The following is a 17,304-nucleotide window of genomic DNA, read 5'->3' as shown; positions in this document are numbered from 1 at the left end:
CAAATCTCGTTATGCTGTGCATCGTTATAATAGAAACTACTAGCTGTACGCCATGTATTTATATACTGATTTTGACCAGCAACTGGTTAATGAACGTGTTGCACAGTTCCGCGATCAAACGGAACGTTATTTAGCAGGTAAATTGACGGAAGATGAATACCGTCCACTGCGTCTTCAAAACGGCCTTTATGTACAACGCTATGCGCCAATGTTACGTATTGCCGTGCCTTACGGCTTAATGAATTCCAAACAACTGCGTAAAATTGCGGACTTAGCCAAAGACTATGACCGTGGCTATGCACACGTATCAACACGTCAAAATATTCAGTTTAACTGGCCTGCGCTAGAAAATGTGCCGGATATGCTGGCAGAGCTTGCATCAGTTCAAATGCATGCCATTCAGACATCTGGTAACTGTATCCGTAATACCACAACTGACCAATATGCCGGTGTGGTTGCGGGTGAAGTGGCTGATCCACGTCCGACCTGTGAATTGATTCGTCAGTGGTCAACCTTCCACCCTGAATTTGCCTTCTTGCCGCGTAAATTTAAAATTGCGGTTTCTGCACTTGAAGAAATTGACCGTGCAGCAACGTCATTCCATGACATCGGTGTGTACATCGTGCGTAATGAAGCAGGCGAAATGGGCTATAAAATCAAAGTGGGTGGCGGTTTAGGCCGTACTCCGGTGATTGGTAGCTTTATTCGTGACTTCCTGCCACGTGAAGACTTAATTGCTTACTTAGAAGCAGTACTTCGTGTGTATAACTTGCACGGCCGTCGTGACAACAAATATAAAGCACGTATCAAAATTTTGGTGAAAGCATTGACTCCAGCAGTATTCGCTGAAAAAGTTGAAGCTGAATTTGCACATACCATCAAGACATTAAAAATTGATGCAGAAACTTTGGCGAAAATGGATGAGAACTTCACGCCATTTGACTACCAAGACTATGCCGATGAAGATTTCAGCGAGCAGTTTGCTGCACATCCGAAATTCAAACAATGGTTCAATATCAACACTAATGCACATAAAGTGAAAGGCTATCGTATCGTCACGATTTCTCTGAAACGTGCCGGTATTGCACCTGGTGATATGACTGTTGAAGAGATGAACCTGATTGCAGATCTTGCTGATCAATATACCTTTGGTGAGTTCCGTACGACTCATGAGCAAAATATTGCCCTTGTGGATGTACCGCAAAAAGATTTGTTTGCATTGTGGCAGATCCTAGATCAACACAATTTGGCACGTGCCCACATCGGTTTCTTAACTGACATCATCTGCTGCCCGGGCGGTGATTTCTGTTCATTGGCCAATGCCAAATCAATTCCAATTTCAGAAGCGATTTCTCGCCGTTTTGAAGATTTAGATACTGTGTACAACTTGGGTCATATCGACTTGAATATTTCCGGTTGTATGAATGCTTGTGGTCACCACCATGTCGGCAATATCGGTATTTTGGGTGTGGACAAGAAAGGCGCTGAATTCTACCAGATCACTTTAGGTGGTAATGCAGATCATGATGCTTCGATTGGTGACATTTTGGGGCCATCATTTGCAGCAGAAGTGGTTCCAGATATTATCGATGAAATTTTGAATACCTATCTTGATCTTCGTCAGGAAGGTGAGGAATTCATCGAAACCTATCGCCGTGTTGGCATTCAACCATTCAAGGAGCGTGCATATGCTTAATACCGCACTACAAGTGCTCTCTAAAGATGGCACGATTGCAGACAATACTTATCAATTGATTGGTGAAGATGGTGTATTACCACAAGGTGATGTGGTTCTGACTGTAGAACAGCTGGATCAATTGTCAAATGTAACTGGCAAAAAAGGCTTGTTTGTCACAGTGGATGCATCTCCTGAAGATCATCAATTTCCACTCGATCAGTTAGATACGATTTTTATCGACTTTGCTGGTTTTAATGATGGTCGCGGCTATTCATTTGCAGCACTCTTACGTCGTCAAGGTTACCAAGGTGAACTTCGCGCGACAGGTGATGTGTTCAAAGATGTATTGAACTACATGAAGCGTTCTGGTTTCGATACTTTCGTGATTAAAGAAGGTAAAGATATTCAGGAAGCTGCGGCAGGTCTGGGCGATTTTACCCATCCGTACCAAGCTTCAACTGCGGTTGAAAAAGCTAATTATCAGACTGGGGCTTGATTTAAAAAATACCAATTAAAAGCTGGACTTAGGTTCAGCTTTTTTTATATTTTAAATAAGGTTTAAAAGGATTTATGTCAAGAATGATTGAACGATTAGAAGATTTAACTGTAGAAAATTTATCTTTAGAAAATATTGCTCAAGAGATTGCTCATTTATCAGCTAATGATATCTTGCAAGTGATTTATGACTATAAAAGTGAAATGACAGTTAAGGAAATTCTTCAAAAATATTCAATTGATACAAAACCTTCAAAACTTAAAATGCTTTTACCTTTAGTGTTAGGTGGAGTCTGTGAGTGCTGTCAGGGGAAAATTTTATTTGAGTTAGAAAGTAAAACTTATGGAAGTGATTTACTTAAAAAACAAAGTGGACAATGTGTAAGCTGTGGCCATGAACCTTATGTATTCAATTGTAAGTGTCATAAATGCGTATTATTAAAAAATAATGAAAAGAAGCAGGCTGAAATTAGAATGCAAAATATATTAAAAACAAAAATGGAGGCGATACAGAAAGAATATGATTCTGCTTCTTATGAGAAGATTGAAGAAGACAATCTGAGTTTTAAAGAAAAAATTTGTCTTAGTACTATTTTAAGATGTTGTTTATCTGAAGATGGTAAATATATAAAGCCTATTAAGTCCAGTTTAGAACCAGTAACCCCACAACAAGAATTGACAACTCAAATAATTAGACATTTAACTGCAAGCGGAATTTTAATTCCATCTGCTAACTCTGACATTAATGCTTTTATTTTTGATGAGAGTAATGAACCAAATAGTTATTACACTTATGAAGTTAGCTACTTGCTGAATGTTGAGTCAAATGATAAATATAGTTTACTTATAGAACGGTTATTGTATTTGGAAATAGATATTTCTGAATATGAGGAAGATTTCGTTAGTATTTGGAAAGACTTAGCTTTCTATGAAGTGCTAAATTATTTTTTAAATCAAATGAATGAAGTGGGCTACGAGCCGACTATAGGTGAAATAACTAAAGCAACATTTAGTAAATTGCTTGAAAATTTTTCAGTTGGACAAATTTTTAATATAATTTTTAGAGCTGTGGCAAACAGTACAAGAGCCTATCAATCTGGGGAATATACAAAAAAACATGCTATGAATATGGTTGTTGCTTCTTGTCGAAATCAAGGGGAGCGTGCTTTGGCTGAAAAATGGGATTTAAAACCATATAATAGGATAAAACAATTGCCAGAGAGTGAACTTTCTCGATTGCTTTTTACATCAATACTTAAGAAACCGAATCATGGTTTTTATAATGCTCCCACATTAGAAAATTTAAAAAAAGGGTCTTAGGAAGTTAAAGAGGATTATTTCGTAATAGCTTTAATAACTTCAAATACAAATTATCATGGCGATGATTAAAGCGATACTCCGTTTCTTTCAAGTGAAAATAGAAAGTATGTTTGGCTACGCCATTGAATTTAGCTAAACGTCTTTTGGCATAACTCCAAAAGGATTCAATGCCGTTAATATGGCGTTCACCATCAGCAAATTCATTAGCACCATGATTTACTCTGAAATGTTTATCATGGCCAATATCAACTAAACCTTCATATCCACGCCAGCCATCAGAATGAATCACAGAGCCTGGATCAACATGTCCACGTATAATGCCTTGAAGAGTCTGTTTAGAACAGTCAGGAACGATTTCGGTATAAACTTTTCCCTGTCTTTTTAATAATCCAAACACAATCGTTTTGCCATATGCTCCACGCCCACGTTTGCCTCTGACTCTCTGTGCACCAAAATAAGATTCATCCACCTCAACTGCACCTTGTAAAGGGGATTCAATCTCACAAAATTCAGCAATTCGATGACGTATTTTTATGAAAATAGAGTTGGTTGACCGAACAGACAGTCCGATCAATTCAGCAGTGTTTGACGCTGTAAGATCAAGAGCAAAACACCGTATAAGTTGTCTAAATTTTGCTTCTGTGATTCTTGAACGCTGATAGTATCTATTTTTTATTTTCATCTCAGTAAGTTACCATAATTTAAGTTATGCTTAACTTCCTAAGACCCTAAAAAAAATAATAGAAGATAAAGAAATCCTGCATTAAGCAGGATTTCTTTATAGGATAATTTACATAGCTTCAAGCTGACAATTCACCATCCATTTAATCCCGAACTGATCGGTAAAAGCTCCATAGAGCGCACCCCAAAAGGTTTTATCTAAAGGCATTTCAATCTTGCCATTCACAGACAAGGCATCAAACAAACGTTTCGCTTCATCCTGTTCAGATGCGTCTAGATTGATCGAAATATAATGATTATTGCCTACGGTAAAAACCGTATTGGTTTGGGTACAAAATTGCTCAGTGGTATCAGATGCCATCAGAATGGTAAATTCATTAATCGGCAGCGCAATATGCAGGACTTTCTGTTTATCTGCTTCGGATAGCGTTGAGCTATGTTCTGCAGGCATATCACCATAACGCATGAAATTGGCAAACTCGCCACCAAATACAGACTTGTAAAAATTAAATGCCGCTTCGGCTTGACCATCGAAGTTGAGATAATGATTGAGTTGCATGACCGGAATCCATTTTTTGTTGTTTTGTTCAGATTCAATTTAGCAGGGCGTGGTTTAAAAAGTGATTAAAAAATGTAAATAAAAAATCCTCCAGATCAGGAGGATTTTTGACTCCCTCTCCCTATGGGATGAGCAACATTGTTGCGCAAGGGGGGAGGGGGTAAAGCAAGACCTCTCCCTAGCCCTCTCCTAAGAGGAGAGGGAACTACTTATTAGATTAATTCAATCGCCACAGCTGTTGCTTCACCGCCACCAATACAGAGTGCAGCAATACCGCGTTTCCCGCCAGTACGTTTCAGTGCATGAATGAGGGTAAGGATAATGCGAGAACCGGTAGAACCGACCGGATGACCGAGTGCACATGCACCACCGTTAATATTGACTTTCGCTGGGTCAAGTTTGAAATCATCCATTGGACACATGGTCACCATGGCAAAAGCTTCATTGATTTCCCATAAATCTACTTCTTGTGCATCCCAACCTGTTTTGTTTAAAACTTTTTTAATTGCACCAACTGGAGCAATCGTGAATTCAGATGGATGCTGAGAATTTGAAGCATAAGCGACAATTTTAGCCAATGGTTTTAAGCCTTTAGCAGAGGCATTTTCACTTGAGGTGAGCACAAGGGCAGAAGCACCATCTGAAATCGAGCTAGCATTGGCCGCAGTAATGGTGCCATCTTTGGCAAATGCCGGACGTAGTGTTGGAATTTTTGCAATGTTTGCATTGAAAGGCTGTTCATCTTTATCTACCACAACATCGCCTTTACGGGTAGATACCGTCACAGGTACGATTTCATCGGCAAAGTAGCCTTCATTGACTGCCTTTTGTGCGCGCTCCAATGAACGAATCGCAAAGGCGTCCATTTGCTCACGGGTATAGCCACGTGTATTTGCCATATCTTGGGCAAAAGAACCCATCAGACGACCGGTTTCTGCATCTTCTAGACCATCTAGGAACATATGATCTTTAATTTCACCATGGCCCATGCGGTAACCGCCACGCGCCTTAGGTAATACATAAGGTGCATTGGTCATCGATTCCATACCGCCAGCAACCACAATTTCAGCAGAACCGGCTTTAATCATGTCAGCCGCTTGCATGACTGCTTTCATGCCAGAACCGCATAACTTATTAATGGTGACTGCACCGGTTGAATCCGGCAGACCTGCTTGACGCATTGCTTGGCGCGCTGGACCTTGTTTTAAGCCTGCAGGTAAAACACAACCCATAATCACTTCTTCGACATCTGTAGGTTGTAATCCTGCACGGGCAATGGCTTCTTTAATAGATGCTGCGCCAAGTTCCGGTGCTGTTACACTGGCCAGGCTGCCTTGAAATCCGCCCATAGCGGTACGTGCACCATTTACAATTACGATGTCTGTCATTGTTGTCTCTCCGAGATTTACTTTTTAGTGGATTATTTTCCAAACCTAAGCAGTATATTGAAAAATTCACAGGAATAAACACAGATTATTCTGCGTCTTTAGACTGACAAGTTTTTAGCAGTTGGCAGGTGTTTCTATTCGGGTATGTCCCATCGGGCTAAGAACGAGCTTGTTATGTGGTTGAGCTGAGAGTGAACAATAGTAAAAACTGCCGTTTGATCCGATAGGTAGACCATTTTCAGCTTGAAAAGTTAAGCTTGGAATGCTTAAAGTCCCTCTCCAGTCTAGATTTCCATATTTTAAATCTGTAGTTTCTGTAGAGATAATTTGTTCATTTGTATCGACCAACCTGTTTTTATTGTGATCCAGAAAAACAATAAAACCTGAATTCCATTGGTTGCTCTGACAGTTCAGTTTGTTCTGACTAGGGCAAAGTACCACATTGCTATGATGAAGAGTTGCTTGTGATTTTGCGAACTGAATATTAGAAATCAGTTTATTGGTAAAGTGTCTGACTTCTTGTTTAGCCATGATTTCATGAAAATAGGGTATAGCAAACGCAATCAAAATAACCAAAACAGCAAGTGTTACAATGAGTTCTACAAGTGTAAAACCATTTTTTTGTTCAAAAATCATCAATTCAACCCTATGGTGTATTTTTTTTAATTATTGTGTTATTAATATTTTGTTTTTTAGTTGTTTTTTTCTACGGGTAAGATTTATTACTCAACATTTAAGAAAACTGTTAAAATAGCTAACTAGTGACAATAAGCTATTCATAAGAATAAATTGAGTAAAAAATTACCGAATTACAACGGAAATTGTAAGTAATTTTGTCAATAATTTACTTGATTAAACTTATCAAGCACTTGGAAAAAAAATAAAGTGTTTGTATGATTCATAGTGAATAGCTTAAGAATAAAACTGGGGTATAAGAAAGCCTATCTCAGAATAGTCAAATTCTAGGCTTAAGCTTGAACAACAATTGTTATCTCTGGAGGATAAATCCATGAAAATGAGTCGTATTGCTTTAGCAATGCTCGTTGCTGCACCTTTAGCTGCTGCAAACGCAGGCGTAACCGTTACTCCGTTAATGCTTGGTTACACATTCCAAGACACTGAACACAACAACAGTCGCGGTAACTTAACTGACGGCCCTGAACTTCAAGACGATTTATTCGTTGGCGCGGCTCTTGGTGTTGAATTAACTCCATGGTTGGGTTTTGAAGCAGAATATAACCAAGTAAAAGGTGATGTTGACGGTTCAGCTACTGCTGGTGCTGAATACAAGCAAACTCAAATCAATGGTAACTTCTATGCTACTTCTGATTTGATCACTAAAAACTACGATAGCAAAATCAAACCTTATGTATTGTTAGGTGCTGGTCACTATAAATACAAATTTGACGAAGTTGCTTCACGCGGTTTAACTGGTCTTGATCGTGGTACTACTGAAGAAGGTACTTTAGGTAATGCTGGTGTTGGTGCTTTCTGGCGCTTGAACGATGCTTTATCTCTACGTACTGAAGCTCGTGCTACTTACAACATCGATGAAGATTTCTGGAACTACACAGCTTTAGCTGGTCTTAACGTAGTTCTTGGTGGTCACTTGAAACCAGCTGCTCCTGTAGTTGAAACTGCTCCAGTTGAACCTGTAGCTCCAGTTCAACCAGCTCCACAAGAGTTGACTGAAGACCTTAACATGGAACTTCGTGTGTTCTTTGATACAAACAAATCAAACATCAAAGACCAATACAAACCAGAAATCGCTAAAGTTGCTGAGAAGTTAGTTGAATATCCAAACGCTACTGCTCGCATCGAAGGTCACACAGATAACACTGGTCCACGTGCATTGAACGAACGTTTATCATTAGCTCGTGCTAACTCTGTTAAATCTTCACTTGTAAATGAATACAATGTAGATCCAGCTCGTTTGTCTACTCAAGGTTTCGCTTGGGATCAACCGATTGCTGATAACAACACTAAAGAAGGCCGTGCTATGAACCGTCGTGTATTCGCGACTATTTCTGGTAGCCGTACTGTTGTTGCAGAACCAGCTCAAGCTCAATAATTTATTATTGAACTGATCTAAAAAAGCAGCCGTCAGGCTGCTTTTTTTATTGCTACATAAGCATAACTTGTTTAATACATAGTTGCTTTTTTATCTTGTTCTAATAAACACCCGTATAAAATAAAAAGAGGGTGAAGCTATGACACAGATGCTGAGTACTACAGATTGAACCTCAATTTATTATAAGGATTGGGGCGACGGACCGGTTGTGGTCTTTTCCCATGGCTGGCCTTTATCCAGTGATGCTTTTGAAGACCAGATGTTATTTCTGGCTGAGCATGGTTATCGGGTAATCGCCTTCGATCGACGTGGTCATGGACGGTCAAGCCAGCCTTGGGCTGGGCATAACATAGATCAATATGCAGAAGATTTGCATCAACTGATTCGCCATTTAGGTTTGGAGCAATTTGCGCTAGTCGGTCATTCTACAGGTGGGGCTGTTGTCACGCGTTATACTGCAAAATATGGACAGAACAAGGTGACTAAACTGGCCTTGATTGCTGCTGTGACTCCTTTAATGATTCGTAGAGATGACAATCCGCATGGTATAGATCCAGACATATTTGATGAAATGCGTACGAATTTGCTGGATAACAGGGCGGATTTTTATCTGGATTTTGCCAAACAGTTTTATGGTTATGACAAATTACTCAATAAAAAGTCTGAAGGTGTAATTCAAAACTTTTGGCGTATTGCGATGCAAGGTTCGATCAAGGCCCATTACGATTGTATTCACGCATTTTCAGAAACAGATTTAAGTGAAGATTTAAAGCAAATTACGGTGCCTACTTTGGTGCTGTATGGAACTGCTGATGAAATTGTCCCGCCGGAAATTTGCAGCCAGAAGGCGGTAAAACTGTTGCAGCGGAGCGTGGAAGAGCAAATTAAAGGTGCACCGCATGGTTTATGTACCACCCATAAAAATGAAGTCAGTTTTGCCTTAAAGCAATTTTTGGCAGCAGAAGACTCTTTGTTATAAAACCCAAATAGAAATAAAAAAACAGCCCGAAGGCTGTTTTTTTATAAAAGCAGAAACTTAATCGCGATCTATATGTAGAGGCTGAACATCCATGTCTTTATAGGCAATCAGTTTGGTTTTGTGTTTCCACTTGTAGCCTAACCAGATTGCAAGGAAGAGAGGAAGGCTGATATAGGTTGATAATACGCCCATCCAATCTCCACTAATTACAGCCTGATAATTCTGACCAAGTACGACAATGGCACACAGAATAAAAGCAAACCAGGGTGCAAAGGGGAAGAATTTCGCTGTATAGGCTAAATCTTCAAGTTTGTAACCTTGAGCCAAATAACCTTTACGGAAACGGTAGTGTGAAATGGCAATCCCCAGCCAGACAATAAAGCCACACATACCTGACATGTTAAGTAACCAGTTAAAAACTTGTTGTTCGCCTAGGAATGTTGTTAGGAAGCAGAGTGCGGCAATTGCGGTGGTGGCATACAGTGCATTCATTGGTACGCCGCGTGGGTCCAGACGAGCGAATAATTTCGGTGCACTGCCTTTACGCGCCATATCAAACAGCATACGGGTAGATGAATACATGCCCGAATTACCTGCTGATAAAATAGCAGTTAAAATCACGGCATTCATCAGACTGGCTGCAAAAGCAAATCCAGCTTGTTCGTACAGCAGGGTAAAGGGTGATAAGGTAATGTCTTCGCTTGATGCAGCTTGTAATAGGCGAGGATCATCATAGGCCACCAAAGTACCGATAATGAAAATACACACCACATAGAACAGTAAAATTCGCCAGAAAATCTGTTTAATGGCAATTGGAATGGTCTTTTTCGGATCTTTAGATTCACCTGCGGCAACACCGACCATTTCGGTGCCCTGGAAAGAGAATCCGGCAATCATGGCCACCCCGATCAGGGCCTGGAAACCGCCTACGAACGGTGCTTCACCTTTGGTCCAGTTGGAGAAGGTCACCATGCCCGGGGTCATCATGATTTTTACAATCATGACGATACCAATAATAATAAAGGCGATAATGGCTATAACTTTGACTAGGGAGAACAGGAATTCACTTTCGCCAAACCCTTTCACCGTCAGTGCATTAATAGCAAAAATAATGGCAAGGAAAATCGCACTCCAGTAGAAGCCCGGAATATCCGGGAACCAGAATTTCATAATGAACTGAACGGCCACCAGTTCAAAGGCAACGGTAATAGCCCAGTTGTACCAATAGTTCCATCCCAGTGCAAAGCCAAAACCGCCCTCGACGTATTTTGTACCATAGGTAAAGAAAGCACCTGAGGTCGGGTTATGCGTGGCAAGCTCACCTAAACTGGTCATCAGGAAGTAAATCATGATCCCGATCAGGCAGTAGGCCAATAACGCCCCACCTGGACCTGCATTGGCAATGGTTGCACCAGAAGCGAGGAATAGACCTGTACCGATAGAACCACCAATGGCGATCATATTCAAATGACGTGCACCCAGCTTACGCTTTAAATGTGCAGATTGAGTTTCGCTCATCGTTGTTCCTTAAGATTTCTTTTGAGTGCTAGCGAACAGCACTTTAAAGCCTTGTTGATCGGCCTTGGTTGTACATTGACCAAAGCTTTGTTCAATCAGTAATGGATAATTTAAAAAGCGGTTTGCCACAATCCACAATTCACCATCCGATTTCAAATGACGGCGTGAAGTCTTGCACAAGTTTTCACTGGCATCATAATTGGTTTGAATACCTTGATGGAATGGGGGATTGCTGACGATGGCATGCAAGAACAGAGGTGCATCTTCAATACCCGTGACCGCAGTAATTTCAAGCTGCTCTGGCGAGAGACTGTTTTTGTCAAAAGTCATGCGGGTTGAAGCCAGGGCAAATGCATCCACATCCAGGGCAAAAATACGGTTTTTAGGATTCAATTTGGCCAGATAAGCGCTGATGACACCGGCACCACAACCGAAGTCGGCAATCTTACCTGAAGTCACCTGAGATAAAAACGGTAAAAATACTGCAGTACCGACATCTAAACGATTTTGACTAAAGACACCCGGTAAGGCGCAAATGTTGAGATCGCCTTTAGGCGTAGCGACGGTATAGTGCTGCGCCCAGTCTGCCAGCGCTTTAGGCTGAACCGTGGTTTCAATTTTAACTTGCCAAAGCTGACAATGGCGAGCACTGTCCAGTTTCATCGCTTTGCCATAAGGTTGTAGCTGTTTGGCTGCGCGTTCCACACCACCTTTCTTTTCACCCACCAGAAAGATCGAAGCACCGATACCAAGTCGGCTGACGACATTATGCAAAACATAATTTAAGAGTTCTTTAGACTTCGGCACAAAAATAATGGCTTGGTCAAAGCTGCCTTCTGGAAGATCTACACCAAAATGGACATTGGCTTGCTGGGACTGAAAATATTGAAATTCATTATAATTCCACGTCCATAAACACGGGCTGATGTCTTTCTCTAGATTGGAAAGTAAGTCATCCGTAGGTGCATTTACCAGAAGCACACGTCCAGAAAGATATTCATGCTGTCGAATGACAACTTCACTTCTTGGATCCATTTTTTATCTCGCCATTGAAAAACTCTGCCCAGACAATGCTGGGCAGAGTTGATGCTGAAATGAATTTATTTCTTCGCTTCAGGAAGAATAATATTTAAGAGCAATGCTGCAATACCGCCAGTCGCCACACCGGAACTGAAGATGTTACGGAATAATTCAGGAAGATGTTCCAAAATTTGTGGGACTTGTGCAACACCTAAACCGAGCGCCAAAGAGATGGCAATGATCAGTAGGGCACGGCGATCAAGATGAATTCCGGACAGGATGTTAATACCGGAAGCAGCCACAGCACCAAACATGACCATTACCGCACCGCCGAGTACCGCTTGAGGCACAGCCTGAATCACTCCTGCAACTGCTGGAAGCAGACCAAGAATAACTAAAAGTGCAGCAATCCAGATACCGACATAACGGCTGGCCACACCAGTTAATTGAATCACGCCATTGTTTTGCGCAAAGACAGAACTTGGGAAAGTATTGAATAATCCTGCAAGCAAAGAGTTCGCACCATTCACCAACACACCACCTTTAATACGTTCCATCCATACTGGACCATCAACGGGCTGGTTGGAAATTTTAGAGGTTGCAGTAATGTCACCAATGGCTTCCAAAGACGTTACCAGATAGATAAAGGCCATTGGAATAAACAAGCTCCAAGAGAAGCTTAAACCAAAATGCATTGGGGTTGGAATCTGAACCAGCGGTGCATCTTTGAGACCTGAAAAATCCAGATGACCCATAAAGCCTGCCAGTGCATAACCAATAATTAAAGCAATCAGAATGGCTGAGCTTTTGATCCAGGTAATACGAATCCGGTTCAAGACAATAATAATCGCCAGTACCGTACAGGACATGATCAAGTTGTCGGTATTGGCGAACGTCTTATCGCTCATGGCCTGATAACCACCACCCATACTAATCAGACCTTCTTTAATTAAGGTCAAACCAATCAGCAGCACCACAATACCCGTAACAAGGGGAGTGATCAGTTTTTTCACCCAAGGCAGAATGCGCGATACGCTCATTTCAATAAATGAACCGGCAATCACCACACCAAAAATTGACGCCATTACAGCTTCGACTGGTGTACCTGCCGCAACCATGGCAGAGCCAATCCCGATAATCGGGCCGATAAAGTTAAAGCTGGTCCCTTGAACAATTAAAAGGCCTGCACCGAAAGGGCCGACTTTTTTACATTGTAGAAAGGTTGCAATTCCAGAGATCACCAATGACATGGATAGAATCATGTTGGTGTCTTCTTTTGAAACACCAAGGGCTAAACAAATGAGCAAGCCGGGCGTGACAATCGGGACAATAATGGCCAGTAAATGTTGCAGGGCAGCTAAAAAAGCGATAAACGGTTTGGGTTGATCGTTTAATCCGTAGACCAAATCAAGACGATCCTGTTGCTCAGGAGAGTTTTTTAAATCAGACATGTAAGGAAGGTACAGCAGCAATTTGCCGTTATTCTAATCGAGTTACAGGACTTTACAAACCAAAAAAAGGACGAATAGTCAAAAAAACTTGTAACTGTCAATAAACTGTCACTACTAAAAGTTTAGTTTTTTCTGTATAATTTGCCCTCAAATTTAATACGTATCGAATTTACATGTCAGATATTAAAACTCTCCGTAACATTGCCATTATCGCGCACGTCGACCATGGTAAAACCACTCTTGTAGACAAACTTTTGCAACAATCAGGTGCTCTCGGTGATCGCGCGGGTGAGATCGAGCGTGTCATGGATTCGAATGCGCTTGAATCTGAACGTGGTATTACCATTCTTGCAAAAAACACTGCAATCAAATGGTTAGATAAACGTACAGATACTGAATACCGCATTAACATCGTCGACACCCCGGGACATGCTGACTTTGGTGGTGAAGTTGAACGTGTAATGTCGATGGTTGACTGTGTACTTCTTCTTGTAGACTCACAAGAAGGTCCAATGCCACAAACTCGTTTCGTAACGCAAAAAGCGTTCGCACGTGGCTTGAAACCAATCGTAATTATCAACAAAGTAGATAAACCAAGTGCGCGTCCAGACTGGGTTATTGACCAAGTATTTGACTTGTTCGACAACCTTGGTGGTACTGATGAACAATTAGACTTCCCAGTGGTTTATGCTTCAGGTCTTCGCGGTGTGGCTGGTCCATCTCCAGAAGAACTTGCTGAAGACATGACTCCATTGTTTGAAACTATTGTAGACATTGTTGAACCACCAGCAGTTGACGTTGATGGTCCATTCCAAATGCAAATTTCGTCTTTGGACTATAACAGCTTCGTAGGTGTAATCGGTGTTGGTCGTATCCAACGCGGTTCAGTGAAATTAAACACACCTGTGACTGTGATTGACAAAGATGGCAACACACGTAACGGTCGTATCTTAAAAATCATGGGTTACCATGGTTTAGAGCGTATTGATATTGATTCTGCTCAAGCAGGCGATATCGTATGTATCACTGGTATTGATGCATTAAACATCTCTGACACAATCTGTGATCCTAAAGCAGTTGAAGCGCTTCCAGCGTTGTCTGTAGATGAACCTACAGTGTCTATGACTTTCCAGGTAAACAACTCACCGTTTGCTGGTAAAGAAGGTAAATTCGTCACTTCACGTAACATCCGTGAACGTTTAGACCGTGAATTAATCCACAACGTAGCATTACGTGTTGAAGATACTGATTCTCCAGACCGTTTCAAAGTATCTGGTCGTGGTGAACTTCACCTTTCTGTATTGATTGAAACAATGCGTCGTGAAGGCTTCGAGCTTGGTGTTTCTCGTCCGCAAGTAATCATGAAAGAAATTGACGGTCAAATGCAAGAACCGTACGAAAACGTGACTTTCGACGTTGAAGAACAACACCAAGGTTCTGTAATGGAACAAATGGGTCACCGTAAAGGCGAGATGACCAATATGGAAGTTGACGGTAAAGGCCGTATCCGTATTGAAGCAACTGTTCCTTCACGTGGCTTGATCGGTTTCCGTTCTGAATTCATGACCATGACTTCTGGTACGGGTATCATGACTTCAAGCTTCTCGCACTATGGTCCTGCTAAACAAGGTACTGTTGCGAAACGTCAAAACGGTGTATTGATTTCTATGGTTCAAGGTACTTGCCTGGGCTATGCATTGTTCGGCTTGCAAGACCGTGGTCGTCTATTCGCTAAACCTCAGTTAGAAGTTTACGAAGGTATGATCGTAGGTATTAACTCACGTTCTGACGACATGGTTGTTAACCCGACTAAAGCAAAACAGTTAACCAACGTTCGTGCATCTGGTACTGATGATGCGTTGACTCTTGTTCCTGCAATTGAATACACGCTTGAACAAGCGCTTGAATTCATTGAAGACGACGAATTAGTTGAAGTAACACCTAAATCGATCCGTATCCGTAAGCGTTATTTGACTGAAAACGAACGTAAACGTAACCGTTAATTCGTTCTTCATTTCAAATATAAAAAACCGCCAACGTAAAGTTGGCGGTTTTTTTGTGGAAAAATTTTTAAAAGAGCTTGGCAAAAGCTAAAAACCCAGTAAATTAGGCGGAAATATCAGAAATTACTTGATAAGCTTAGCTTAACTGAATCATAAAAAAACTGAACAAAGTCTGGAGAGTAAAAATGAGTATTGTTCAAGAATTTAAAGAATTTGCCGTCAAAGGCAATGTTATGGATCTGGCTGTTGGTGTGATCATCGGTGGCGCTTTCGGTAAGATCATCGACTCAATGGTGAAAGATATCATCATGCCTATCGTCTCGTGGATTTTAGGCGGTGATGTAGATTACTCAAACTGGTTCTTTGTACTGGGTGACAATCCAAATAACCTGACTACATTAAAAGCGGCGCAAGATGCGGGCTTAAATGTTTTGGCTTACGGTAACTTCCTGACCATTTTAATTAACTTCCTGTTATTGGCATGGGTTGTATTCTTACTGGTGAAAGTCATGAACAAAATTCGTCGCCAAAAAGTGGAAGAGCCGGCTCCAGCAGCAACACCTGAAGATATCGAATTACTGCGTGAAATTCGTGATGAATTGAAAAAACGCCCTCAGGTGTAATTTCGGTTTGATATAAAAAACGGCGCTTGATGCGCCGTTTTTTATAGAATCCCTCCCGACCTCCCTTTGCTAAAGGGAGGAGAAGTCCCCCTTTATAAAAGGTGAGAAGCACTGCTTCGCAAGAGGAGGGGTTAAGATGCCTAATCCATCCGAAACTTAATTTCCAGTAAATGCCAGCCAAACTGGCTTTTGATCGGGCCATGCAGTTCACGTTCCGGTAAAGTAAAGACCGCTTTATCAATCGGGCCGACCAACTGGCCTTTTTTAATATCTCCCAGTTCACCGCCTTTTTTCCCGGACGGACAAGTCGAATGCTGTTTGGCAATTTTGGCAAAATCTGCACCAGCTTTAATTTTCTTTTTTAGCTGTTCAGCCAGTTCTTTATCTTTAACCAAGATGTGACGGACGATGGCAGATTTCATGCTTGCTTTCCTTTAGATGGAGTCTTACTGATCATTTTAACCTTTTTCAAAGGCTGACACTCTGGACAAAATACACTGGCGCGTTGTCCCAGTTTTAGGTTCTCTAAAGTGGTTTCACAGTTCACGCACATTTCACCAGCACGACCATAAGCCAGCAGGGTTTGCTGGAAATAGCCATTTTCGCCCATGGCATTGCTGTAATCTCTGAGCGTTGAGCCACCTAAATCAATGGCTTGTTTTAAAATGCGCTTGATCTCCATCACCATTAGTTCAACTTGTTGAAATGATAGTGATGATGCAGGCTGTGCAGGGTGGATACCTAAGTTGAACAGGCTTTCCGTCGCATAAATATTACCGACACCTACGACAATATGATTGTCCATCATCGCCACTTTGGCAGCGACATTTTTCTTTTTAAATTTTTCAAACAGATATTCGGCATTAAATGCATCGCTCAAAGGTTCTGGGCCAAGGGTATCAATCAGTTTGCTTTGTGAACTGTCATCTAGCCATAAAATGCAGCCGAAGCGGCGGGGGTCATGATATCGCAGCTCGATATCTTCAAATTGAATGATCAAATGATCGTGTTTACGCAGATCGGTATTTTTCTCACATAAGCGGAAACTACCTGACATGCCTAAATGCCAAAGCATGCTGTCCTGTTCAAATTCAGCCAAAATATATTTGGAACGACGTGTAAGTTTCCGCAGCTTTTGACCTTTGAGTTTTTGAATATCAGTAGGAATAGGCCAACGCAAACTGGATTGACGTACTTCAATATTCAGCACAGTTTGTTCTAATAACGGGAGCAAGCTTGTTTTCGTCGTTTCGACTTCAGGTAATTCGGGCATGTGGTGTTCAAAAGTGTATAGATAACGCTAATATCGGGTTAACTGTCAGGGAATACAAGTGGTGCTTTGCGATTGAGCTATGTAGAGAAAGGCATTTGATTTATCTTTATTAATTTTTTAATTAGGTTAAAAATATATCAATTGGTCTAATTGCAGCTCAGCTATACTTTAAAAGACGATCAATTATGATTTTAAGTGAAAATATTTAATTATTTGAAAAATAATAATATATTTAATTTTAGTTA

General features: G+C 41.1%; 16 protein-coding genes. 7 read left to right on the top strand and 9 right to left on the bottom strand.

Annotation, left to right across the window (positions count from 1 at the left end):
• Positions 1-52: 52 nt before the first annotated feature.
• From FB6_RS03290 to FB6_RS03280, 3 genes are all read left to right on the top strand, one after another.
• The gene (locus FB6_RS03290) at positions 53-1,696 is read left to right on the top strand and encodes a nitrite/sulfite reductase (RefSeq protein ID WP_174558627.1); all 1,644 of its coding nucleotides are present in this window, start codon (positions 53-55) and stop codon (positions 1,694-1,696) included.
• Positions 1,689-2,174: a DUF934 domain-containing protein gene (locus FB6_RS03285; protein ID WP_174558626.1), complete on the top strand. Its 486-nt coding sequence runs from the start codon at positions 1,689-1,691 to the stop codon at positions 2,172-2,174. The genes FB6_RS03290 and FB6_RS03285 overlap by 8 nt, the downstream gene beginning before the upstream one ends.
• A gap of 83 nt (positions 2,175-2,257) precedes the next feature.
• Positions 2,258-3,493 carry a hypothetical protein gene (locus FB6_RS03280; RefSeq protein ID WP_174558625.1) on the top strand — a complete coding sequence of 412 codons (1,236 nt, stop codon included), beginning with the start codon at positions 2,258-2,260 and terminating at the stop codon, positions 3,491-3,493.
• A 4-nt stretch (positions 3,494-3,497) separates the two neighbouring features.
• Here FB6_RS03280 and FB6_RS03275 read toward each other — a convergent pair whose 3' ends face one another.
• The 4 genes from FB6_RS03275 to FB6_RS03260 all read right to left on the bottom strand — a co-directional run bounded on the left by FB6_RS03275 (position 3,498) and on the right by FB6_RS03260 (position 6,757).
• A complete protein-coding gene (locus tag FB6_RS03275) occupies positions 3,498-4,175 on the bottom strand; it encodes an IS1595 family transposase (RefSeq protein WP_174558624.1) in 678 nt (225 codons plus the stop codon).
• Between the two features lie 108 nt (positions 4,176-4,283).
• Entirely contained in the window at positions 4,284-4,733 is a 450-nt protein-coding gene (locus FB6_RS03270; protein ID WP_174558623.1) for a VOC family protein, read from the bottom strand.
• 212 nt (positions 4,734-4,945) lie between these two features.
• Positions 4,946-6,121 carry a thiolase family protein gene (locus tag FB6_RS03265; protein WP_174558622.1) on the bottom strand — a complete coding sequence of 392 codons (1,176 nt, stop codon included), beginning with the start codon at positions 6,119-6,121 and terminating at the stop codon, positions 4,946-4,948.
• 114 nt (positions 6,122-6,235) lie between these two features.
• On the bottom strand, positions 6,236-6,757 hold the full coding sequence (locus FB6_RS03260) for a GspH/FimT family pseudopilin (RefSeq protein WP_174558621.1): 522 nt from the start codon (positions 6,755-6,757) through the stop codon (positions 6,236-6,238).
• Positions 6,758-7,130: 373 nt separating this feature from the next.
• Here FB6_RS03260 and omp38 point away from each other — a divergent pair, with 373 nt between their 5' ends.
• Positions 7,131-8,192 (top strand): outer membrane protein Omp38, encoded by a 1,062-nt coding sequence (gene omp38, locus FB6_RS03255; RefSeq protein ID WP_174558620.1) that lies wholly within the window; start codon positions 7,131-7,133, stop codon positions 8,190-8,192.
• 175 nt (positions 8,193-8,367) lie between these two features.
• Positions 8,368-9,171, top strand: coding sequence for an alpha/beta fold hydrolase (locus FB6_RS03250; protein WP_302476187.1), 804 nt, complete (start codon positions 8,368-8,370; stop codon positions 9,169-9,171).
• Between the two features lie 57 nt (positions 9,172-9,228).
• Here the strand turns inward: FB6_RS03250 and FB6_RS03245 are convergent, their stop codons facing one another.
• The 3 genes from FB6_RS03245 to FB6_RS03235 form a co-directional block, all read right to left on the bottom strand.
• Positions 9,229-10,689 carry an amino acid permease gene (locus FB6_RS03245; protein WP_174558619.1) on the bottom strand — a complete coding sequence of 487 codons (1,461 nt, stop codon included), beginning with the start codon at positions 10,687-10,689 and terminating at the stop codon, positions 9,229-9,231.
• A 9-nt stretch (positions 10,690-10,698) separates the two neighbouring features.
• Positions 10,699-11,724, bottom strand: coding sequence for a methyltransferase (locus FB6_RS03240; protein ID WP_174558618.1), 1,026 nt, complete (start codon positions 11,722-11,724; stop codon positions 10,699-10,701).
• A 65-nt stretch (positions 11,725-11,789) separates the two neighbouring features.
• Positions 11,790-13,160: a uracil-xanthine permease family protein gene (locus FB6_RS03235; protein ID WP_174558617.1), complete on the bottom strand. Its 1,371-nt coding sequence runs from the start codon at positions 13,158-13,160 to the stop codon at positions 11,790-11,792.
• 173 nt (positions 13,161-13,333) lie between these two features.
• On the opposite strand from FB6_RS03235, the gene typA reads away from it, so the two are divergent.
• Both typA and mscL read left to right on the top strand, forming a co-directional pair.
• Complete coding sequence (typA, locus tag FB6_RS03230) at positions 13,334-15,163, top strand: translational GTPase TypA (RefSeq protein ID WP_174558616.1); 1,830 nt, start codon at positions 13,334-13,336, stop codon at positions 15,161-15,163.
• Between the two features lie 185 nt (positions 15,164-15,348).
• Entirely contained in the window at positions 15,349-15,786 is a 438-nt protein-coding gene (gene mscL / locus FB6_RS03225) for a large conductance mechanosensitive channel protein MscL (RefSeq protein ID WP_174558615.1), read from the top strand.
• A 140-nt stretch (positions 15,787-15,926) separates the two neighbouring features.
• Here the strand turns inward: mscL and FB6_RS03220 are convergent, their stop codons facing one another.
• Together FB6_RS03220 and mutM are read right to left on the bottom strand one after the other, a co-directional pair.
• Positions 15,927-16,208 carry a peptidylprolyl isomerase gene (locus tag FB6_RS03220; RefSeq protein WP_174558614.1) on the bottom strand — a complete coding sequence of 94 codons (282 nt, stop codon included), beginning with the start codon at positions 16,206-16,208 and terminating at the stop codon, positions 15,927-15,929.
• Positions 16,205-17,059: a bifunctional DNA-formamidopyrimidine glycosylase/DNA-(apurinic or apyrimidinic site) lyase gene (mutM, locus tag FB6_RS03215; RefSeq protein WP_174558613.1), complete on the bottom strand. Its 855-nt coding sequence runs from the start codon at positions 17,057-17,059 to the stop codon at positions 16,205-16,207. Before mutM ends, FB6_RS03220 begins: the two co-directional genes overlap by 4 nt.
• Positions 17,060-17,304: the final 245 nt, after the last annotated feature.

Origin of the sequence: Acinetobacter bouvetii, assembly GCF_902753875.1 — a bacterium.
Taxonomy (GTDB): domain Bacteria; phylum Pseudomonadota; class Gammaproteobacteria; order Pseudomonadales; family Moraxellaceae; genus Acinetobacter; species Acinetobacter bouvetii_A.
The sequence above is the reverse complement of the archived record's forward strand: the minus strand, read 5'-3'. Positions and strand labels throughout refer to the sequence as shown.